This is a genomic window from Bradyrhizobium sp. NP1 (assembly GCF_030378205.1).
GTDB lineage: Bacteria > Pseudomonadota > Alphaproteobacteria > Rhizobiales > Xanthobacteraceae > Bradyrhizobium.
The window spans coordinates 966,146-987,684 of record NZ_CP127385.1; the positions used below are offsets into that span (position 1 = coordinate 966,146).

The following is a 21,539-nucleotide window of genomic DNA, read 5'->3' on the forward strand; positions in this document are numbered from 1 at the left end:
CTTCGATGGATGCGCCTCACCGCGCGCGCAATCCTCAAGCCGTGTTGTTCGCCTGCGGCATGAACAGCGTCCGTTCGCCGATGGCGGAAAGCCTGCTGCAGCATATGTTCCCGCATGCGCTCTACGTCAAATCAGCAGGCGTCAGGAAGGGCGAGCTCGATCCGTTCGCGGTCGCGGTCATGGCCGAGCTCGGCCAGGACATATCCGGCCACAAGCCGACCACCTTCGAGGAACTGGAGGACTGGGAGGGGCTGAATTTCGACCTCATCATCACGCTGTCGCCGGAGGCGCACCACAAGGCGCTGGATCTGACGCGAACGGTCGCCGCCGATGTCGAATACTGGCCGACGCATGATCCGACCGGCACGGAAGGCACCCGCGAGCAGAAGCTTGCCGCCTATCGCGAGGTCTGCGACGGGCTGTTGCTGCGCATCCGCCGCCGCTTTGCCAAGGTCGTGGCCGCGGGCGGGTAACGCGCTCTCGTCTGTGCCGAGAGACTGAGTTGGTGCCGCGGCCTCACCTGTGCTCCCTCCCCCTGAAGGGGGCAGGGACGGGGAGGGGGTCAGCTTCACGCTGACCGTTTCCACGAGTGTCGGTTCGATCCCCTCCCGCTTTGCGCCTCGCAGCGCAAAGCGACCTACCCTTTTCAAGGGGAGGTTGGAAGCGTCGAATCCAACGCGATAGCGGCGGTCCAGTTGACATAATCCTGTAACACCCGCGCCTCGAAAGCGGCCACAACGGGTTGTGGAACGGGGTGCCATCCGATACGTTCCGCGCGCCGCTCACCCCGCCGATTCTTCACCCAAATTCCCCATGCTTGGCCGCCCCAAATTCGTTCTTGCTTCCGGTTCGCCACGGCGCCTGGCGCTGCTCAACCAGGCTGGGATCGAGCCGGATGCGCTGCGCCCGGCCGACGTCGACGAGACGCCGCGGCGGGGCGAGCTGCCGCGGGCCTGCGCCAACCGCCTGGCGCGGGCGAAGGCGGATGCCGCGCTGAAATCGGTGCAGCTCGACGACGAGCTGCGCGGCGCCTACATCCTCGCCGCCGACACCGTGGTCGCGGTCGGCCGGCGTATCCTGCCCAAGGCCAATCTGGTCGACGAGGCCTCGCAATGTCTGCGGCTGCTCTCGGGCCGCAACCATCGCGTCTACACCGCGATCTGCGTGGTGACGCCAAAGGAAAGCTTTCGCCAGCGCCTGGTGGAAACCCGCGTGCGCTTCAAGCGCCTCTCCGAGGACGACATTCAGGCCTATGTCGGCTCCGGCGAATGGCGCGGCAAGGCCGGTGGCTACGCCGTGCAGGGCATCGCCGGTTCCTTCGTGGTGAAGATGGTCGGCTCCTACACCAACGTCGTGGGGCTGCCCCTCTATGAATCCACCGCGCTGCTGTCAGGCGAAGGTTTTCCGATCCGCTTCGGCTGGCTCAGCGCCGTCAATGCCGGCTGAGCCGGGCCCGGCATTGGTGTAGGCTCGGGACAAGATGGCTGACGATCCAGGCAAGCATGTCCCGGCCGCACCCGGCCCGCGCAATAAGAGCCCGACGGCAAAATCCTGCCCGATCTGCGGCAAGCCGGCGTCGCATGCGACACGCCCGTTCTGTTCCGCGCGCTGCCGCAGCGTCGACCTGAATCGCTGGCTTTCCGGCTCCTATGTCGTGCCGGGCGCCCCCGATGACGCCGACGACGTGGAATAGGCGTGGTTTTCGAATGGCTTGGGATATCGGCTGCGCCGGTGCGCCGCGGTGGCCTTAGGCCATGGACAGCGCCGCTTGGGGCCACTATAAACCGCCCGCTCGGTTGGGCCTTGGGCTCAGGCGGGATGCCCAGGTAGCTCAGTTGGTAGAGCATGCGACTGAAAATCGCAGTGTCGGTGGTTCGATTCCGCCCCTGGGCACCATGCCGGCTTTTGCGAGCCTCGTTTTCGACCTGAAGTGACGTCCGGGCCGGCCCGCGGATCAGCGAGAGGCCGCCGGAAACCTGTCCAGTTATGCCGCGGCAGGAGGCCCGAACGATCTGGTCAGCGCGTCAGCGAGTCCGAGCCGGGTTGCATCCCCCACCCAAGCCACATAGCCGTCGGGCCGAATTAACACCGCGGTCGGAGCAGCAACCGTCCCGATTGCCGGAAGCTCCCACGCGCCGACGTATTTGGCGTCGATCATTTGGACCCGGTCCGCCCATGGAGCGATGTCGAAGCCTCCGGGCTCACCGAGGTTGAGCAGCACCGGCCGGGCATCGTGCAGCAGGGCGAACACTCGCCGCGGGCCGTTGGCGGTGTCGAGGTCGAGATCGGGCATGCGGCGCCCGAGCAGCGGGTGTCCCTCGCCAAGGTCGTAGTGAATGTCCAGCCCGGACAGCATCGCAGCAAATCGCTTGCGAGGCTCCTGCATGCCGAGGAGCTCGGCCATTGTGTCGCGCAATGCCCTGGTGTGTTCGTCTTCGCGGCGAAGCGCGACGGCGGCCATCGTGTTGCGCAACACCCGGGCAGCGACCGGGTGACGCTCGGCGTGATAGGTGTCCAGCAGGCTCTCCGGCGCTGTCCGCTTGACCACCTGGGCCAGCTTCCATCCCAGATTCACCGCATCCTGCACACCGGTCTGAAGGCCCTGTCCACCGTCGGGCGGATGTATGTGCGCGGCGTCCCCGGCCACCAGCACCCGTCCCTTGCGGTAGGCTTCGGCCTGCCGGGTGGCATCGGTAAACCGGGAGATCCAGGTGGGACTGTGTATCCCGTAATCGGTTCCGTAGACGGCGATCAGCGCCTCGCTGAGATCGGCCAAGGTGGGCTCGCCGGTGGCTCCGACCTGCCGCTCGGTCACCAGAATTCCCACCGGTCCCCGATCCGCGTAGACCACCTTGCCGTCGCGAATCTCGTATTCCACCCTACCCAGGGAATGAATGCCGAGGGCGTCACGGTGGATGCCCCATTCCGCCGGCGTCTCGGCCAGCTCGGCCTCGGCGATCAGGCTGCTGGTGGTCGGATCCGATCCCGGGAACGCGATGCCGGCTACTTTACGGATCAGACTGCGTCCGCCGTCGCAACCGACGAGATATTGCGCCCGCAGCGACCCGCCGTCACCGAGCGCGACGTCGACGCCGGAGTCATCCTGTGCGAAGCCCGTCACCTCGATGCCGCGATAGATGGGCACCGCCAGTTCACCGATCCACCCGGCGAGGATGCGCTCGATATGGTTTTGCCGCAGCCCGAGCCCGTAAGGGTGCCGGGTCGGAAAGTCGCTGATGTCCAGCCGATTCCCCGCGAACCCGGCAACCTGCGCCTTCTGCCCCTCAGAGAGGAAGCGATCGGCAATTCCGCGCTGATCGAGGACCTCGATGGTCCGCGAGTGCAGACCGCCTGCGCGCGAGCCGGCAAGGTCCTGGCTGGTGCGCCGCTCGACAATGGCAACGTCGACCTTCGCCAACGCCAACTCGCCTGCCAACACCAATCCGGTGGGACCTGCTCCGACGATCAATACTGCATGGTCGGCCGCACTTCCCGTCGTTTCCGCGGCGGCGACCAACTCGGCCGCGCGCGAACCGCACGTCGACAACAGCACGGACATTTCTTGTCACTCCGTAGGTTTCTCGCTTCGGTCGGCTTTTCTACGGGATGACGCGGGTCTTGAAGCAAGCCCGTTGCGCGCCACATATTAGAGTGGGGAGAGACGGGTATTCTTTTCTCGGCCCCGGTGCCGTTCGTCCTTTCTGAGGCGATTCCGCCGCAGCTTCAATGAAGCTGTCCCCTCACGTTCCTGCCGAAGCTATGCGCTGCTCGCGCTCTCGATCGCACGCAACGACCGATCGATCCGGCGCGGCTGCGACGGAGCGCGAGCTGAATACGACACGCGCGCCATATCGACGGCGGCCGCTCGCGGGAAGGCGCGTGTTCAAGATCTGATCGCGATGCATGGTTCGAGGTCGCGCGTCGCGCTGCGCGTGCATGCTGCTGCGCACTGCCGTGGTTTGCGCATACCGGGCCGACGCAGGCGCGAGGCTGCGAGAACAGGTCCAACCTGTAAGGCAGGTGTAAGGGCAGTGGGCTAGGAAAGCTCGATCGTGACCGACGAGAAGATCGCCGGCCCCGCGGCAAGCTGCATGACCTTCGCGTGCAGCATCTGCCCCATCGATCGCGCCGCTCAAGCCAGGCTTCGCCCGGGACGCCACAATCATGCAAGCTCAGTCGCTTGATTAAGTCGCTCCTCGCCTTTGGACTGACGCGCAGCGCCATCGTCGTGCTCGGCGTTATCGTGTTCTGCGCGGCCGGGCTCGTGGCTTTCACGAAGCTCAACATCGAGGCCTATCCGAACCCGGCGCCCGTGATCCTCGAGATCACCGCGCAGGCGCCCGGCCTTTCCGCCGAGGAGATGGAGAAGTACTACACCATCCCGATGGAGGTCGGCCTCTATCCGACGCCCGGCGTCGTCAACATCCGCTCCACCTCGTTCTATGGCCTGTCGTTCGTCCGCGTCACCTTCAAATACGGCACCGACTATTTCTTTGCCCTCACCCAGGCCTCGATCAGCCTGCAGCAGAACGTCAACCTGCCCGGCAATCTGGTGCCGACGATCCAGTCGTCGAGCCTGGTCGGCGAGATCTACCGCTACCAGATCGTCGGTCCGCCGCATTTCGGCCTGACCAATCTGCGGACGGTGCAGGACTATATCGTCACCCGCCGCCTGCTCACGATTCCCGGCGTGGCCCAGATCAACTCCTGGGGCGGCACCACCAAGCAGTTCAACGTCGATGCCGACCTTGAGAAGCTCGAGGCCTACAACATCACGGGGCCTCAGCTCATCAGCGCGCTCGGCAACGCCAACATCAATGTCGGCGGTCGCGAGATTTCGATCGGCCAGCAGTCGGTCAACATCCGCGGCATCGGCCTCGTCGACTCCGGCGGCGCGGACGACGCCACCAAGGGCTATCGCGTGCGGGACGTCGAGAACGTTGTCCTCACGCAGTCGAACGGCCTTCCGATCCAGGTCAAGGATGTTGCGACCGTCTCGGTGGGCTACGTGCCGCGGCTCGGCATTGCCGGCCGCGACAACCAGGACGATATCGTGGCGGCCATCGTCGTGATGCGGCGCACCGAGCACACCAACGACATCATTCCGCGCGTCGAGGCCGAGGTCGAAAGGCTCAACAGCGACGGCAGCCTGCCGCCCGGGGTCAGGATCGTGCCGTATTACGACCGCAGCTCGCTGGTCGGCGTGACCACCCGCACGGTGCTGCACAACCTGATCTTCGGCTGCCTGCTGGTGTTCCTGATCCAGTGGGTCTTTCTCGGCGACCTGCGCAGCGCCGTGATCGTGAGCGCCAACATTCCGCTCGCCCTGTTCTTCGCCATCATCCTTCTGGTGCTGCAGGGTGAGGACGCCAACCTGCTGTCGCTCGGCGCGGTCGATTTCGGCATCATCGTCGATTCCGCCGTGATCATGATGGAGAACATCTACCGCAATTTCCAGTCGACGCCCGAGCACCGGCGGACGCTGCTGCAGCAGCTCGGCGAAGGCTATTGGGGTCCCGATCCGACCTCCGCCGTCGGGCCCAACGCCCCACGCTGGCCGACGCGGCTGCGCATTATCTTCGCGAGCGCCATGCAGGTTGACAAGGCGGTCTTCTTCACGGCGGCGATCACGGTGACCGCGTTCGTGCCGCTGTTCACGATGCAGGGCGTCGAGGGTCAGATCTTCGGGCCGATGGCGCGCACCTACGGCTATGCACTCGCCGGGGCGCTGTTGTCGACCTTCACCGTCACGCCAGTGCTGGCGTCGCTGCTGCTTCCGAAGGAAGTGCAGGAAGTGGAAACGCGGATCGTCCGCTCGCTCCGCGCGGCCTACACGCCGGTGCTGCGCTGGGCGCTCGCCAATCTGCGCGCCGCCGTCATCCTCGGGATTGTCTTCCTTGCCCTCAGCGTGGGCGCGGCAACCCGGCTCGGCAGCGAATTCCTCCCCGCGCTCGAGGAAGGCAATTTCTGGATCAGGGCCTCGCTTCCGCCCACCGTCTCGCTGGACGCGGGCACCGATGCCACGCGCAAGATGCGCGAAATCCTGCTGCGGCATCCCGAGGTCATCACCGTGGTGTCGCAGCACGGCCGTCCCGACAATGGCAGCGACGCCTCGCCCTTCTCCAATGTCGAGCTGTTCGCGCCGCTCAAGCCGTTCGACGAATGGCCCGCCAATTTGACGAAGGAGAAGCTCACCGAGGAGCTCCAGCGCGAACTCACCGACGAGCTGCCCGGCGTCAACTTCAACTTCTCGCAATATATCCAGGACAATGTCGAGGAGGCGCTGTCGGGTGTGAAGGGCGCCAACTCTGTCAAGATCGTCGGCCCCAACCTCGACGTGCTGGAGCGGCTTGCGAGCCAGGCGATGGCCGAGATGACCAGGATCCGCGGCGTCGCCGACCTCGGCATTTTCCATCTGGAGGGCCAGCCCAACCTCAACATCAGGATCGACCGCGAGAAGGCCGCGCGCTACGGCCTCAACACCGGCGACATCAACGCGGTGGTGCAGGCGGCGCTGGGCGGCACCAACGCCACCACCATTCTCGAAGGCGACCGGCAGTTTGCGCTGGCGGTCCGGCTCGAGCCCAAATACCGCAGCAGCATCGACGCGATCCGTACCGTCAAGGTCGCCTACCAGACGCCGTCCGGCATCAATGCCTACATTCCCTTGAGCGAGCTCGCCGACATCTCGCTCGATACCGGCGCCTCCTTCATCTATCGCGAGCGCAGCCAGCGCTACATCCCGATCAAGTTCAGCGTCCGCGGTCGCGACCTCGGCAGCACGGTCGCCGAGGCCCAGGAGCGCGTGGCGAACGCGGTGAAGCTGCCCAACGGCTACCAGATCATCTGGGCCGGCGAGTTCGACAATCTGCAAGCCGCGAAGAAGCGCCTGATGGTGGTGGTGCCGATCACGTTGCTGCTGATCCTCGTGCTGCTATACGGCCTGTTCAACTCCTGGCGCGACAGCCTGCTCGCGGTTGCCGGCATTCCGTTTGCGATCGGCGGCGGCCTGATCGCGCTTTATTTCGCCGGGCTCGACTTCAGCGTCTCCGCCGCGATCGGCTTCATCTCGCTGTTCGGCGTCGCCGTCATGGATGGCATCCTCAACATCACCTATTTCCGCGAGCTCAGGGCGCAGGGCATGACGGTCGCCGAAGCGGTGTTTCGCGGTGCCGAGCAGCGCATGCGACCGATGTTGATGACGGCTCTTTCCGCAGGCGTGGGACTGTTCCCGGCAGCCATCTCGCACGGCATCGGCAGCCAGGTGCAGCGGCCGCTGGCGACGGTGGTGGTCGGAGGTATGTTCATCGGTCCGCTGCTCCTCCTGGTGGTTGCGCCTGCGCTGCGCCGAATTTTCCTTGCACGAGACGCAACCCCAGTCGCAGACGATACCGAAGCGCCTGCTCCGGCCGATGGGCAAGGCGAAGCCGGGACAACGCCGTGAAGGTCTGACGTGTTGCGCCCGGTGCCCGATGGCTGGGGCGCCGATCGATTCCGCCGTCGAGCGCTGCAACCCAGAGCGACAGAGGCGATATCTGGTTGTGAGAGCACAACGGGCTCGGGCACGCGCGCAGCGCGCCAGACCCGTGCGTCAGGTGGGCAAGCCGATACGGCGCAAAAGGTCCTTGAATCGCGTATCGGTCCGGATCGGGTCGAATGCGGGCCGCAGCAGGATCGATGGATTGAATCCGGCGCCATAGGCCTTGTTGAGCCAGGCGAATGCCGTGTCGCGATCTCCAAGCCCGACATGGACAAGGGCAATGTGTGCCTCCGGCGACGGGTAGGTTGCGCTCTGTGCCTCCATGTCCCGCGCGATCCTGGCGGCCTCTGCCTTGCGGCCGGAAGCCGCATAGGCGTAGGCGAGGTTGGAATCGAGCACGCTGCTGTGCCCGGAGATGTCGATGGCCTTCTGGAATTCCGCAATCGCCTGGTCGAATTGATGCAATTGCGCCAGCGCCTGCCCGAGCTCGAAATGGCCGACGGCAAATCGCGGATCAAGCTCGAGCGTCCTGCCGATCAATTCGATCGCGGCGTCGAAGTCGTGGTTGATGCACAGGGCATCCGCGATATCGGCGCCGACGATCAGCGAGAGCGGATCGAGGCTTTGCGCGCGCCTGAGCTCCGCGATCGCTTCCGCGTTCTTGCCCATCAGCATGAGATGCCATGCGTACCAGTGGTGCGCCGTGGCATAACCGGGATTGAGATGGATGGCGGTTTCGAACTCGGAGCCGGCGACATCCCAATTCCAGCCGTAGAGATCGAGCGCGAAGGCGAGCGAGGCGTGCGCTTCGCCGAGCGTGTTGTCGAGCTCCAGCGCCCGCGTCGCAGCCTCGACAGCCTTGGGAAAGGCCTCCCGGCTGGAGAGAACGCCATACTCCCAGTCGCCCGCCAGCGCATAGGCATCGGCGAGACCCGAATAGGCCTCGGCATAGCTCCGATCGGTTTCGATGGCCTGGCGGAAATATCGAATGGCCGTTCTGAGGTCGTCTCCGGTGCGCTTGTTGAGGAAAAAACGTCCCTTGAGATAGTTCTCGTAGGCGAGGGGATCGACGACGCCAGCGCGATCGAGCGCGGCCTGTTCGCCGTGGCTCAAGGTGGCCTGCACCTCGTGCGCGACGGCGCGGGCAACCTGAGCCTGGAGCGTCAGCGAGTCGCGAACGTCTCCCTCATAACTGTTTGCCCAGATATGCTTGTCGTCGGGCACGTGGACCAGCTCGGCCGATATTCGCACGTGCGTGCCGGAACGCGTCACGGTGCCTTCGACGACGGCGTCGACGTCAAGCTCGCGGGCAATCGTGGCGAGCGACTTGCTGGCGCCCTTGTAGGCCATCGCGGAGGTGCGCGAGATCACCCGGAGCGAACTGACCTTCCCGAGCTGCGTGATCAGCTCCGCCGTCATTCCGTCCGCCAGGAAGTCCTGCGAGCCATCGTCCGACATGTTGACGAGCGGCAAGACCGCGAGTGAATGCGCGGCCTGCGCTCTCGGTGACCAGAGATGGAGACAGGCCAGGAGTGCGGCCATCGACAGCAGCGTCAATCCCATCCACGCGGCCGGCTTTCGCAGGGTGCCGCCGGCGCCGGGCGCATGATCGGGGGCCGGCGCAGCGTTGGTCGCGGGATCTGCCACGAACGCCCTGGCCGCGCGATCGTCGATCACGGCGACGTCGGCAAGGAAGCGATAGCCGCGGCGCGCGACGGTTTCGACAAAGCGCGGGTTTTCCGCGGAATCGCCAAGTGCCTCGCGGATCTTGCTGACGGCCTTGTTGAGCCCGTGGTCGTAGTCGACAATCGTCCGCGGCCAGAGCAGGCCCTGAAGCTCCTCGCGCGTCACGACTTCGCCGGGCCGCTGCAGCAGGGCCGAGAGCAACTGGAACGGCTGCTCCTGCAGGCGCACCCGCCGGCCGTTCTTGGTCAGCTCACCGCTCCTCGGATCGGCTTCGAAGACCCCAAACCTCGCGCGTCTGGCGAGTAGCGAGGCGTGGGTCATGGCGCATCATTCCTCTCGAACCGGCGGGTGCAGCCGCGCCCGCGCGCCGACGGGCGGGGGAGTTCTCGTCGTAAGCCGCTCATTTCGTTTTGCATTTCAGGGGACCGCGATTCCAGCAAAACGGCATCCGCGTTCCATTGAAGCGTGCGCCGCCTTGGTCCAGACGATCCGCGCGTCCGGGGCTTCGGACGATCGCTCCGGCAATCGGGATAAGACAATCGCATCGGGTAGCGCGAGGCTGCGAATGCATAACGGTATCAATTCGGGAAATGGGCACGTGCACATGCTCGATGCGGCCTACAATTTTGCGCGGTTTCTGAGCCGTGATGCCGGTACGGCACAAGACATCGTCCACGCGGCATTCCTTCACTGCCGGCGCGGATCCGACGCCGGCCGAAACGGTCGGGCCCGGCTGCTCAAAATCGTGCGCGATTGCTACCGGACGTGGCTGACCGCCCGCCGGCGAACGCATCGGCAGAACTGTGGACCCGCGGGGAAGCCGTTATCAGTTGCCGTTGCGTCATCCATCCTCCGTTCGGATGACGACAGGGGCGGGGCCGCCGGCCTAGCCGATTCGGATCCGGGCGCGGTGCGCCTGGCCATCGAAACGATGCCGCGACGGCTCCGCGAGGTTCTGGTGCTGCGCGAGATCGAGGCGCTGTCCTACAGGGAGATCGCCGAGGTGACGTCGCTGCAGACGAGCGAAATCATGTCGCGGCTGGTTCGCGCGCGGCGGATGCTGGCGCGGTCGCTCGATCGCGGCCCATCCGCCCGCAGCCGAAGCACGCGGGCGAGCTACTCGGCGGCAAGCAGCGGGCTCGAAAATCCAGCGGCAAGCTTGACGAGGTCCGCCTGACGACTGGTGCCGGTCTTGGCGAACACCCGTTTCAAATGGGTCTTGACCGTCGTCTCGGCGATGCCGAGGGATTGCGCGACTTCCGAAACGCCGGTGAACTCGACGATCGCGAAGAGGACCCGGGTCTCGCTCGGCGTCAGGCCGAAGGTGCGCGCGAGCAGATCATGGGAGGATGGCACGGCCAGCGCTGCCTTCTGCACGAACAGCGCCGCAACCGCCCCGGATGGCCGCTGCATGCCGTCCCGCATCACGGACGCTAGCGGAAGCACATGGCCGACGTAGCGTTCGCCGTCATGGGCGGCCAGCAGCAGGGAACGGTCCCTGGCGGCGGCCGCCGCGCGGCTGCCGTCCGCGAAAATTCCACGCAACACATTATTGAGCTGGACGTCCCTGGTGCTCAGCCGGCCGCCGAGCCTGCGCAGGAAATCGTCTGTCTCCAACATTCGGTGACCGGCCGCATTGGCGTGGACGATACGGCAGGCTGCGTCGAGAAGGAAAATGCCGGCGGCAAGACCGTTCAGCGTTTCGGCGAACTCGGCCGCCTCCGCAAGTCTTGCTTCGATCGCCCTGTTGATCATCAGCGCGCGATTGGCGTGAGGCACGATGAGCGCGATGCGCGGCGCATTTCCTTGTCGACCATCCGCTTGCCCGAGAGGACGGTCATGAGGACCGGGCGGCTGGACGGTGACTTTTCCAGCACGACGTTGGCCGCATCGATGCTGCCCTGAGGCTTCAGCCATTCCTGGTAAAATCGTCCGTGCCGGTACTCGTCGTAATCGACCAGATCCGGAATGCTGGCAACCTTTCCGTAGCCTGGCAGCGTGGAGAGAGGATCGAACCGGCAATAGGTCTCCGAATAGCGGCTGATATAATCGGGATCGGCGCCGCAATAGTAATGCGTCAGGCCGAACTTGCTGATCGAATCCTTCGAAAACAGCCCGCAGGCATTGCCGCCGACGAAATCCCTGATCTTGACGACGACGTCATTCCACAAGGCGGGCTCCATGCCCGCGTCGTAGATGGTCTCGATGACATCCGAAAGCGCGCTCATTGCGGGCATGAACCCATCCATCAGGCAGCTGTTGCACGTCGGCCGCAGGCTATCATTCTATAGAAACCCCGCGGGCAAGAAAATTCCCGCCTCGGGTCATTCCCGAAGCCCGCGACCCCCTGCTTTTCCGCAAGCGTCGACATGATCCCGCCGATGATCGCATTGGTCAGCGCGCCGGCATCGACGACGATCGCGTCGCCGGGTGAGGCGTGCGAGCCGCGAAATGCCGATTTCAGGTTGGTGAGGCCGGCATCGCGTCGCGCCAGCTTCGATCGCGCATCGAGGGGCGGCGGTGCAGGCGCTGGTCGAGCAGGCCGCGCGCCCGGGCAAGGTCGCCACTCTTCATCAGGGCGACGATGAAGGTGTCCTCGATCAGCTCGCGCTGCGCATGGCTGCCGCCGATCCGCGCCACCTCGTTGAGAACAGGGGCGAGCGAGCCGACGCAAGCCGCGAAATCCGCATCCGCGAAGGCGCGCATGGCACGGCAGATCGCCGGCACCACGGCGCCTGCGGCGAGCCTGCCATCGGCGAGCCGCTGCTCGATCACGGCCAGCCGCGCCTGCAGCGCCGCGTGGTTATGCGTTGCGGCTGACAACAGCGCCATGTGCACGTCGGCAAAGGGCAGGCTCGATTTCGGAAAGCTGTTCTGCGCCGATGCGTCGGCCTCGCGCCACAGCTCGCCGGGAACGGCATGGCCGTAAGCCGAAAGCCGCCACAAGAGCGAAGCGCCGTCGGTGACAGCATTGAGCGGCGGCGCCTGGGTTGCCGCGGGCTGCAGCACGTCGGCATAGATCGCGAGCGCGCTTTGCGCGTCGCCGCGCTCCAGCGCGCCGAGCGCCTGGTGCCAGCGGATGTGGCCGTGCAGGATCCCCGAGCGCGGATAGATCGGAATCCATTCCTCGACCAGCGCGTCGGCGTCCGCAATCGAGCCGTCCTCGAACATCGCGTGCAGCAGCGCATGCGCGCCATGCGCATTCTCGCGGCGCAAGCCCAGCGCGCGCTCGGTCAGCGCGCGGCCCTTGGCGACGGCGCCGTTCTCGGTCAGCGACCAGCCGTGATAGGTGAGGAACCACCAGTCCTCGCCATAGTGATGCGCGAGGTGGTCGCACAGGTCCTGCCGTGCCCGGTCGTGATCGGCCATGCCGGAAAAGGCGAACAGCCCGAAGGCGCCGAGCGGCAGCGACATCACCACCGCATCGCGCGGCCAGGCGTCGAGATGTTTCAGCGCGCAAGCAAGTGCCGCGGGGACCTGTCCCTCGATCGCGAGCGCCAGCGTCTCGACATGGCTCCTCTCACGCGCCTCGCCGAGCCGCGCGACCACCTCGCGCGCCAGCGCTGCCTTCGCCCGTGCCGCATCGCCCTGCTGGTAGAACGAATGGATGCGTCCGCGGCCGATATGAGCGAGCGCGAAATCGGGATCGGCGGTGGCAGCGCGATCGAATGCTTCCGCCGCGCCCGGCCAGCCCGCGAGCATCCGGTCGACGCCGTCGCGATAGGCTGCCGCGGCATCGAACGACGTGGTGGAAATTGGAAGCCCGTACCGATCCTGGTGTGACATCGCTGTCCCGGCCGCTGTCTGGATTTTACGAGTGGCGTTGCCAGGGGCGGATCGTAACCGGGTCGCCGGAAGGTTGAAACACGCACGAAGGCGCAATTCTCGGCCTTGGCCCCAGCTGGGGACAAGCCGAGGGCGCGGCGAGCGGCCTTTTTCGGAGATCTTCGGACACGCCGATCAACCCGCGCGCGTTGGCGAAACGCGCGCAGCGCCCCTCTTCGGTCATGATTCCATATTCAACCATTGGATGCAAATAAAAATAATGTCGCTTTCCCCGCTTGCCATTCGCGGGGCGGCCCGCTTGGATCGCTGCGGGGAATGCCGCGCAGGGCGGAGCCGCGAGCGTCGCCGAGCTTGCGAGCTTCAAGTCGAAGGGCATCACCTCAAACTGATCTCTTCTTTTTTGAGCAAGTCATTTTTCATCGGGAGGTTCTTATGGCCGATCCTGTCGCTTCCGGAGATATTCTGGGTGCTGTGCTGCTGTCGGGGTTGATGGGGGTGCTGGGCCAGGGCATCAGGGCCGCGGTCGGCCTGAAGAGCGCCGGGCGGCTTTCCGGACAGCCGGACCAGCAGACCTCGTTCAGCACGGCTTACTTCTTCCTGAGCCTGATGATCGGATTCATCGCCGGCATCCTCGCCGGTCTCGCGGTGGGACTGAACAACCTGCTCAAGATCGATCCTGACAACGTGAAGGTCCTGCTCGGCATTGCGCTATCGGGCTATGCCGGCGCGGACTTCATCGAGAATTCGATGTCGATCGTCATTCCGGCAGGCGGGGCGCCTGCCGCTCCTGCGCCAGTCCAGCCGGCAGCGCCGCCGGCGGTCGCTCCGCCGCCGCCCGCCGCGGCGCCCGAGGTGGCCGCGCTCAACACCCATGCGCTGGCCTTGTCGAATGCCGTGCAGCAACTGTCGGCCATCTCCCAGCATGTCGCCGCCGTTCCCGCGCCCGCGATCATCACCGGCACGGTCCCGAACTTCGGACCCGCGCTGGCCCGCGTGGCGGCGGGGATCGACCGGGCGAAGTGGGAGCCGGCGCTGACCCAGGCTTTCCAGAAATTTTCCCTGACCAACAACCAGCGCGTGGCTGCCGCGATCGGGCAGTTCATGGTGGAGGCCGGCGAAACGTTCAATGAGGTGATCGAAAACATGAACTACAGCGCTGCGCGCATGATGCAGGTCTGGCCCTCGACCTTCAAGACGGAGGCGGACGCGGCGCCCTATGCCCATCAGCCGGAGAAGCTCGGCAACTTCATCTATGCCAACAAGCTCGGCAACGGGAACGAGGCGTCGGGCGACGGCTATCGATTCCGCGGCCGTGGCCTGATCCAGCTCACCGGTCGGGACGAGTACAACCAGTTCGGCGCGGCGATCGGCATGACCGCGGAGCAGGTTTCCACCTATTGCGAAACGGCCGAGGGCGCCGCGATGTCCGGCTGCTGGTATCTCTCATCGCGCGGGTGCCTGCCCTTCGCCGACAGATGGAATCTGGCGGAGATCACCCTCCGGGTAAACGGGCGCAAGATGCAGGATCACGCACGGCGGGTGAAATACTCGAACGCCATGCTGGCCGCGCTCAACAATCAATAGCGGTTCGCGCTCCGCCTGCTGTCGGCCGGACCCGCGGTGCGCTGCCGCGGCGCGTCGCGCGGGAGGTGACGGCCGTCATCCCGTCCGCGCTTTCCGTCCCTCGATCGGATAGGCCGGGTCGTTGAAGCCCGGGGTCGAGGGATGGCCCGACACCACGAGGCGGTCGATCAGCGCCTCGTCGTCGGCGGTGAAGCGATAGTCGAGCGCGCGGACATAATCGTCCCATTGCGCCTCGGTGCGGGGGCCGGCAATCACGGAACTGACGAAGGACGAGTTCAGCACCCATGACACCGCGAACTGGCCGGCCGTGATGCCCTTCGCTTCCGCGTGGTGCTTGATCACCTCGGCGAGTTTCAGCGATTCCGGCCGCCATTCCGTCTGCATCATCCGCGTGTCGTTGCGGCCGGCGCGGCTGTCCTTGTCGGGTGCGGCATCGACCTTGTATTTGCCGGTGAGCACGCCGCGCGCCAAGGGGCTGTAGGGCACGATGCCGAGCCCGTAATAGCCGCAGGCGGGAAAGTGCTCGACCTCCGGCATCCGGTTCATCGCGTTGTAGTAGGGCTGGCTTGCGACCGGGCGATCGATGCCGAGCCGGTCGCAGATATTGCAGATCTCGGCGACGCGCCAGGCGCGGTAGTTGGAGACGCCGAAATAGCGCACCTTGCCGGCGCGGATCAGCTCGCCGATGGCGCGCACCGTCTCCTCCAGCGGCGTCGCATGATCTTCCTTGTGCAGGTAGTAGATGTCGATGAAGTCGGTGCCGAGGCGCTTGAGGCTTTCATCGGCAGCGGCGAGCACCCAGCGCCGCGACAGCCCGCCGCGGTTGGGGTCGTCGCCCATCGGGTTGGCAAGCTTGGTGGCAAGCACCCAGGCCTGTCGGTTGTTGGCGATCGCGCGCCCGACCGCCTGCTCGGACTTGCCGCCATTGTAGACGTCGGCGGTGTCGATGAAGTTGATGCCGGCCTCACGCGCTTTCGCGATGATCCGCGTTGCGGTCGCTTCATCGGTCGGGCCGCCGAACATCATGGTGCCCAGGCAGATCGGCGAAACCTTCAGGCCGCTGCGGCCGAGCTGGCGATATTGCATCGAAATCCCCGAGGATGTGGTGGCGTCACCATAGCGATTGGCCGCCGTCATTGCGAGCGCCAGCGAAGCAATCCAGAAAAAGTGAGCAGGAAGGCTGGATTGCTTCGGAGCTATCGCTCCTCGCAATGACTGTGGCTACTCGCTCTTGAGGATCTTGAACACGCCGTTCGCCATGGCGATGCAGCGGGCCTCCACCGTGATCTCGGTGGTCATGAAGATCAGGCTGCGGGTCGAGCGCACCACGCGCGGCCGCGAGATCAGGATTTCGCCGATCTTGCCCGCCTCGACGAAATGCATGTCGAGCTGCACGGTGGCCAGCATCGGTTTTCCCGTGACGAAGCGTGCGGTCATGCCACAGGTGCGGTCGGCGAAGGTCATCAGCACGCCGCCCTGCACCAGCCCGCGGCGGTTGTGATGCTTGTGCTCGGTCGGCAACGCAAACTCATGGCCGCCGTCGCGCTCGCGCTGCCACAGCGGCCCGACCAGCTCGATGAAGCCGGTCCCCTCGACGATCTTCCAGCCGTCGGATTTGAGCCGTGCCGCAGCCTTGTCGATCATTCTGCGCTTCCCATTGCAGGCTTCTCGTCATTTCATCAAGTGCCGAGATCGTGTAGTCAAGCACCATGAGGCGGTTCGACGATGCCACGAGGCGGAATATCGCCGCGCGCTGCGCGGCGTTTGCACGCGCGTCCGCCGATCCTGCGCTGGCCGCGCTGAAACCTGCCGCGGTCGCGATCGCGCTCACCGCCTCCAGGGAGGGTCTCGATGAGACCGCACTGCTCCTGACGCTGCGCGCCGCGTCCTTGCGCGCCCATCGCGGGCAGTGGGCGCTGCCGGGCGGCCGCTGCGACGTCGGCGAGACGCCGGTCGATGCGGCGCTGCGCGAGCTGGAGGAAGAGTTGGGGCTGAAGCTCGCGGCCAATGCCGTGCTCGGCCTGCTCGACGCCTATCCGACCCGCTCCGGCTATCTCGTCACGCCCGTCGTGGTGTGGGCGGCGGCCGGCGCGCCGGTGCGGCCGAATCCGGCGGAAGTCGCGTCGGTGCATGCCGTCGGGCTTGATGCGATCGAGCGCGCCGACGCGTTCGATTTCGTCTCGATTCCGGAAAGCACGCGGCGGGTGATCCGCTTTCACCATGACGGGCATTTGATCCACGCGCCCACCGCGGCGATGATCTACCAGTTCCGCGAGGTGCTGGCGGGCCGCGATACCCGCGTTGCCGAGCTGGAGCAGCCGGTATTTGCCTGGAAATAGCGGCATTCTGCGGGGCTGACTTGCGCGCTGCGCTTGCTAAAACAAGCGCATGTCCAGCCCATCGATTCGCCTCAGGTTCCCGATCGTCGCGCTCGCCTGGCTGCTCGCCGCGCCATGCGCGCATGCGCAAGTTGCACGGGAACCGCCGCGCGCGACATTTGATGCGATGGCGCAAGCGGCCTCGCCGCAGGCGATCGCGGAATACCGCCGCAAGCTCGCCGAATACCAGGAAGTGCGCGGCGCCTTCGAGGCGGAAGCCGGCGCCTACTGGAATGCCGTCGCCGAGAAGCGGCGCGGCCGCAACGCCAAGCGGCGCGAGCGGGCGCCGATCACGCTCGATGACTACGTCTTGACGCAACCGCCGGTCTATACCGGGCCGAGGCGGCCGGTGAACCCGGAGCCGGAGGAAGGCAAGCCGCGCCCGCGCAAAACCATTCCCGTCGTCGCCGATTTGCTGCAGGCGGCCCAGCAGCATTTCCAGTGGACGCCGCAGAAGCCTTCGAGCGAGATCGAGTTCAAGCGCGTCTATGCGCGCTACGCCGCGGCCGCCGGGCTGACACGCGAGCAGGCGGTGCGGGTCTATTCGTTCGAGACCGGGGGCAACGGCAATTATGACATGCAGTCGGGCCTGCGCAGCGGCCGCGCGATCTCGACCGCGATCGGCTACAACCAGCTCCTGACCACCAACAGCGTCGAGCTGCTCGCCGAAATGGGCCCCGAATTCATCCGCGCGCTGACCGATCGGGCGGCGCAGTTTTCGGGCCCGCAGCGCAAGGCGATGGACTACAAGCTCGCGGTGCTGAAGAAGATGGTCGCCTATGCGCGCTCCGTGCCGGACGACTGGTCGGCGCACGAGAAGCTTGCGGACACCGAGCAGGGCTGGGCGCTGCACGCCATGGTGCTCGACATCGACGTCGGTCCGATGCTGCAGACCCACAAGCTGCTGACGTCGGTCTTGTTTGCGCGCGCCAAGGGCTATACGCGCCCGCTGACCGCGGCCGAGCTCGAGATGATGAACCTCACCGGAGACGGCACCGGGCTCGACATGGTGACGATGCCGCAAGCGATGCGCGAGCAGGTGCCGACCTCGAATTTCTTCCAGCGCGGCGGCTACGAGCGCAACCCGGTCGCAAGCCGCCACAACACGGTGGCGAAGCTGCTCGCGGTCACCGACAGCCGGATGGATTCAAACTCAAGCCTGCCGGGCGCCCGGGACCTGGCGGCGTCGTTTTAGATTTCAGCCATTGACTCGATCACCCTCTCCCATAAGGGGAGAGGGTACATCGGCGTAAGCGTGGGCCGCGGAAGCTCAATTCGAGCCGAACATGAACTTGCCGTTGCCCTCGAGATAGGGGCCGCTGCGCATATAGAGCTGGCCGTTCTGGCCGATGAAGAACAGCGTGCCCTTCGGCACCTTCTTGGCGCCCTTCAGGAGCAGCCCGGCATTGTTGGTCCCCATCTTGTAGGCGAAGGTCTTGCCCTCCTTGTCATAGGCATAGCCCATGTCGGAGTTGAGCTCCCACGGCGTGGGCGCTGCGGCTTGCGCCAGCGCCGGCGTGGCCAGCACGCTCAGCGCGGCTGCGATCAAAAAGTGCCTGTAAAATCCCGTCATCTCATCCTCCCCAATGACATCTTGAACAAATCACGAACGCCGCGTCAATCGATTAGCCCCCGGTTGCGATCAGGCGGCCGGACGCGGGCAGCATAAGACTTTGTGATTTCCCGCGTCCACCGTCGCGACTATGTTCCGGATTCGGTCTAGTGTGGTGGTTCAGAAATTCGCTTCATTTTATCGGCGAGTGCGTCAAGCGAATTTCTGAACCAAACCACACTGGAATTTCAAGATTCCTAGTGTCCTTCGAATCCGAAGTTCGCCTAAGAGGTTGCTGCGAAATAATGCGAACTTCGGATTCGGGACACTAGAGCTCGGGGCTTATAACAAGTCATGGGGATGATTCGGATGAACCACGTCATTAAAATCTGTTCAGGTGCTGCGTTTGCGCTGGTGACGCTGGCCTCCGTTGTCCATGCCGACGAGTTCAGGCTCTCCAACAACCAGCGGATTTCCTGCAGCCGCGGCCTTTCCGCCGGCAAGCTTAACACCGCGACCTGCAAATCCTACGCCTACCTGTTCAACGCCAAGACGTCGGAATATTTCCGCTGCCAGGTCTCGCTGGCGCTGACCCGTGACAACAAGGAAGTCATCAACGTGCAGGCCGACGGCGGCTGCAGCAAGAAGCCACGTATCTTCGATAATGATTCCAGCTACGCTTTCGATGCCGCCGAGACCGAGCCGCCGAACACCAACTCCTTCTTCGGCCAGGGCGGCTATTCGATCTGGGCGGCCGACACGACCGCGCAGAAGGTGCGCGGCTGCATCACGATCTCCTCGGGGCTCGGCTCCGACATCTCCAAATGCATTGACATGAACTTCCAGTGACGGCGCCGGCGGCAGCAGGCGCCGAGGGGGCGCGGCTGCGTCCGGCGGCGCTGTGCCGCTCCTGGCTGTTCCTCGAAGGCGCCAACGAGCGCGTGCTGATTGATGCCCCGGCGTCCGGCGCCGACGTCCTGATCCAGGAGCTCGAGGATTTCACGCCGCCGGCATTGCGTGCGCAGGCGCGGCAGATCGCAACCGAGCTTTATGCTGCCTGGCGCGCGGCGGGAGCGGTTGCTGCGGTGCGCGTCAACCCGCTCGACGGCGACGGCATGGACGATCTCGCCGCGGTCATGCGCGGCCGGCCCGACATCGTTGCGCTGCCCAAGGTCGCCGAGCCCTGCCACATCGTCCGCCTCGACGAGGCGGTGACGCGGTTCGAGCGCGACTATGGCATTCCGCAAGGCGCGACCGCGCTGCTGCCGAACATCGAATTCGCGCGCGGCCTGGTTCAGACGGACGGGATCGCGAAAGCCAGCCCGCGCGTGACCGCGTGCCTCCTGGCCGCCGAAGACCTCGCCGCCGATCTCGGTGCGGAGCGCGCGCCGGATGGCGTTGAGCTGGCCTATTGCCGGCAGCGTTTCGTCGTCGAATGCGTGGCAAGCGGCGTGGTCGCGGTGGATTGTCCCTATACCTGGAGCGACGCCGAGGGCGTGGCGTGCGACACGCGCTGGGCGCGGCGGCTCGGCTATGTCGCCAAAAGTCTGGTCGACCCCGGCCATGCCGGCATCGTCAACGGCATTCTCTCGCCTGACGACGAGGAGCTCGATCGCGCGCGAAAGATCGTCACGGCCTTCGAGACGGCGCGGGCGAGAGGCGAGGCCCGGGTCGAGTTCGACGGCTCGCTGGTCGAGGTGCCGACCTATGCCAACGCCAGGCGCCTTATCGCACGCGGCGAGGCGATACGGGCGTGGGCGCAGGGGTCCTGTGAGTCGCGATCGTCACCGCGGCAGGGTGAGCCCCTCCCCGCAAGGGGGAGGGGAGACGACAGAGTTCGCTCGTCGATTTGAGCAAAATCGTCGCGCCTCAGTGCCCCATCCGCGCCGAGGCCGGATGGCCCGGCACCTTGAAGCGCTTGCCGGTGTCGGTGACCTTGCCGCCATTCACCTTCAGGATCGAGAAGTCCTGGCTGAGGAAGTTGCCGACCAGGATGTACTTGCCGTCGGGCGTGAACACCGCTGCTTCCGGCAGACCGCCGACCTCGATGTCCTGGGTCTTCGTCACCTTCTTGCCGTCGATCTTCAACACCGAGATGCTGCCGTTCTTCTGGTAGAAGAACGCGTTCTTCATGTTGGAGCCGCGCAGGATCACGGAGACCGCGAGGTCGCCCTTCGGGCTGATCGCAAGACCCTCCGGCCCGTCGCCGACCACCACACGGTCGATGATGCGCGGCGGATTGGCCTCGAGGTCGATCACGCTTGCGGTATCGACGCTGCCGTCGGATGAGCCGGCGCCGCCATTGTCCGAGGTCAGCGCGATCTTTCCGTTGGGCGCGACCACGATGTTGTAGGGCCATTGACCCGTCGGCAGATCGATCTTGTTGTAGGTCACCTTGCCGCCGGCGACGTCGAGCATCGAGACCTTGTGCGCAGGGAAGCGCGCCGCGAGCGCGCGCTTGCCGTCCGGCGTGAACACCACATGCGCGACGCTGTCGGGCATCGATACCGTATCGGTGATCTTGACGTCGGTGCCGTTGACCGAAAGCACGCTGATCGAGTTGTCGGCGCGGTTGGCGACCAGCGCCATCTTGCCGTCGGGGCTGAAGCTCAGGCCCGAGGGCTGCTTGCCGCCGGTGATCGTTGCCGCCAGCTTCGGCGGGTTGGCCTTCATGTCGATGACATAGATCTTGCTGTCGGGCACCTGCTTCAGGGCATCGCCGTCCTTGGTGGCATCGACGGAATCGGCGACCAGCGCCACCGTGCCGCTCGGATCGATGTCGACGTTGACCGGCGGGCCGACCACCGAGTTCTTCAGGGGCAGGGTGGCGACGGTCTTGGGGTTTTCCGGGTCGGCGAGATCGACGATCAGAACCTGGTCCTTGCCGGGTGCGGCAAGAACGGTCTTGCCGTCGGCATCCCAAGAGACCTTTTCGTCGAGCCCGACGATCATGAACGGCTTGGCTGCGGCCGAATGAAGCAGGCCGGAGCCGGCGAGCATGACCGCTCCCAGCGACAATCCAACGAGACGGTTGACAAGCATGTGAGGCGTTCTCCCGATAGTGCCGGCTTCC

Annotated in this window: 17 protein-coding genes, 1 tRNA gene and 1 pseudogene; 11 read left to right on the top strand and 8 right to left on the bottom strand. The window is 65.4% G+C overall.

Annotated elements, in window-relative coordinates:
• The first annotated feature begins 5 nt into the window (after positions 1-5).
• From QOU61_RS04535 to QOU61_RS04550, 4 genes are all read left to right on the top strand, one after another.
• Positions 6-473, top strand: coding sequence for an arsenate-mycothiol transferase ArsC (locus tag QOU61_RS04535; RefSeq protein ID WP_289656940.1), 468 nt, complete (start codon positions 6-8; stop codon positions 471-473).
• Positions 474-813: 340 nt separating this feature from the next.
• A complete protein-coding gene (locus QOU61_RS04540; protein WP_289656941.1) occupies positions 814-1,446 on the top strand; it encodes a Maf-like protein in 633 nt (210 codons plus the stop codon).
• A gap of 34 nt (positions 1,447-1,480) precedes the next feature.
• A complete protein-coding gene (gene yacG / locus QOU61_RS04545) occupies positions 1,481-1,693 on the top strand; it encodes a DNA gyrase inhibitor YacG (protein ID WP_289656942.1) in 213 nt (70 codons plus the stop codon).
• A gap of 127 nt (positions 1,694-1,820) precedes the next feature.
• A tRNA-Phe gene (locus tag QOU61_RS04550) sits at positions 1,821-1,896 on the top strand.
• 88 nt (positions 1,897-1,984) lie between these two features.
• On the opposite strand, the gene QOU61_RS04555 is transcribed toward QOU61_RS04550, so the two are convergent.
• Entirely contained in the window at positions 1,985-3,559 is a 1,575-nt protein-coding gene (locus QOU61_RS04555; RefSeq protein WP_289656943.1) for an FAD-dependent monooxygenase, read from the bottom strand.
• Between the two features lie 621 nt (positions 3,560-4,180).
• On the opposite strand from QOU61_RS04555, the gene QOU61_RS04560 reads away from it, so the two are divergent.
• Positions 4,181-7,444: an efflux RND transporter permease subunit gene (locus QOU61_RS04560; RefSeq protein ID WP_289656944.1), complete on the top strand. Its 3,264-nt coding sequence runs from the start codon at positions 4,181-4,183 to the stop codon at positions 7,442-7,444.
• A 147-nt stretch (positions 7,445-7,591) separates the two neighbouring features.
• On the opposite strand, the gene QOU61_RS04565 is transcribed toward QOU61_RS04560, so the two are convergent.
• On the bottom strand, positions 7,592-9,487 hold the full coding sequence (locus tag QOU61_RS04565) for a tetratricopeptide repeat protein (protein ID WP_289656945.1): 1,896 nt from the start codon (positions 9,485-9,487) through the stop codon (positions 7,592-7,594).
• Positions 9,488-9,770: 283 nt separating this feature from the next.
• On the opposite strand from QOU61_RS04565, the gene QOU61_RS04570 reads away from it, so the two are divergent.
• Positions 9,771-10,343, top strand: a complete 573-nt coding sequence (locus tag QOU61_RS04570; protein WP_289662256.1) for a sigma factor-like helix-turn-helix DNA-binding protein — start codon at positions 9,771-9,773, stop codon at positions 10,341-10,343.
• Here the strand turns inward: QOU61_RS04570 and QOU61_RS04575 are convergent.
• Positions 10,283-11,403, bottom strand: a pseudogene (locus tag QOU61_RS04575) (helix-turn-helix transcriptional regulator). The gene QOU61_RS04570 and the pseudogene QOU61_RS04575 sit on opposite strands and share 61 nt — an antisense overlap.
• A 223-nt stretch (positions 11,404-11,626) precedes the next feature.
• Positions 11,627-12,952, bottom strand: coding sequence for a tetratricopeptide repeat protein (locus QOU61_RS04585; RefSeq protein WP_289656946.1), 1,326 nt, complete (start codon positions 12,950-12,952; stop codon positions 11,627-11,629).
• Between the two features lie 432 nt (positions 12,953-13,384).
• On the opposite strand from QOU61_RS04585, the gene QOU61_RS04590 reads away from it, so the two are divergent.
• On the top strand, positions 13,385-14,536 hold the full coding sequence (locus tag QOU61_RS04590; protein ID WP_289656947.1) for a glycoside hydrolase family 19 protein: 1,152 nt from the start codon (positions 13,385-13,387) through the stop codon (positions 14,534-14,536).
• Between the two features lie 75 nt (positions 14,537-14,611).
• Here the strand turns inward: QOU61_RS04590 and QOU61_RS04595 are convergent, their stop codons facing one another.
• Together QOU61_RS04595 and QOU61_RS04600 are read right to left on the bottom strand one after the other, a co-directional pair.
• Entirely contained in the window at positions 14,612-15,622 is a 1,011-nt protein-coding gene (locus QOU61_RS04595) for an aldo/keto reductase (protein WP_289662258.1), read from the bottom strand.
• Positions 15,623-15,757: 135 nt separating this feature from the next.
• Positions 15,758-16,180, bottom strand: a complete 423-nt coding sequence (locus QOU61_RS04600) for a PaaI family thioesterase (RefSeq protein WP_289656948.1) — start codon at positions 16,178-16,180, stop codon at positions 15,758-15,760.
• Positions 16,181-16,245: 65 nt separating this feature from the next.
• Between QOU61_RS04600 and QOU61_RS04605 the strand changes: the two genes are divergently transcribed.
• Both QOU61_RS04605 and QOU61_RS04610 read left to right on the top strand, forming a co-directional pair.
• A complete protein-coding gene (locus QOU61_RS04605) occupies positions 16,246-16,875 on the top strand; it encodes an NUDIX hydrolase (protein ID WP_289656949.1) in 630 nt (209 codons plus the stop codon).
• A 49-nt stretch (positions 16,876-16,924) separates the two neighbouring features.
• Positions 16,925-18,109 carry a hypothetical protein gene (locus tag QOU61_RS04610; protein ID WP_289656950.1) on the top strand — a complete coding sequence of 395 codons (1,185 nt, stop codon included), beginning with the start codon at positions 16,925-16,927 and terminating at the stop codon, positions 18,107-18,109.
• 75 nt (positions 18,110-18,184) lie between these two features.
• Here the strand turns inward: QOU61_RS04610 and QOU61_RS04615 are convergent, their stop codons facing one another.
• Positions 18,185-18,487, bottom strand: a complete 303-nt coding sequence (locus tag QOU61_RS04615) for a hypothetical protein (protein ID WP_289656951.1) — start codon at positions 18,485-18,487, stop codon at positions 18,185-18,187.
• A gap of 348 nt (positions 18,488-18,835) precedes the next feature.
• On the opposite strand from QOU61_RS04615, the gene QOU61_RS04620 reads away from it, so the two are divergent.
• Positions 18,836-19,315: a hypothetical protein gene (locus QOU61_RS04620; RefSeq protein ID WP_289656952.1), complete on the top strand. Its 480-nt coding sequence runs from the start codon at positions 18,836-18,838 to the stop codon at positions 19,313-19,315.
• Positions 19,312-20,319: an HpcH/HpaI aldolase/citrate lyase family protein gene (locus QOU61_RS04625; RefSeq protein ID WP_289656953.1), complete on the top strand. Its 1,008-nt coding sequence runs from the start codon at positions 19,312-19,314 to the stop codon at positions 20,317-20,319. Before QOU61_RS04620 ends, QOU61_RS04625 begins: the two co-directional genes overlap by 4 nt.
• A 16-nt stretch (positions 20,320-20,335) precedes the next feature.
• Here the strand turns inward: QOU61_RS04625 and QOU61_RS04630 are convergent, their stop codons facing one another.
• Positions 20,336-21,508: a choice-of-anchor I domain-containing protein gene (locus tag QOU61_RS04630; RefSeq protein WP_289656954.1), complete on the bottom strand. Its 1,173-nt coding sequence runs from the start codon at positions 21,506-21,508 to the stop codon at positions 20,336-20,338.
• Between the last annotated feature and the right edge of the window lie 31 nt (positions 21,509-21,539).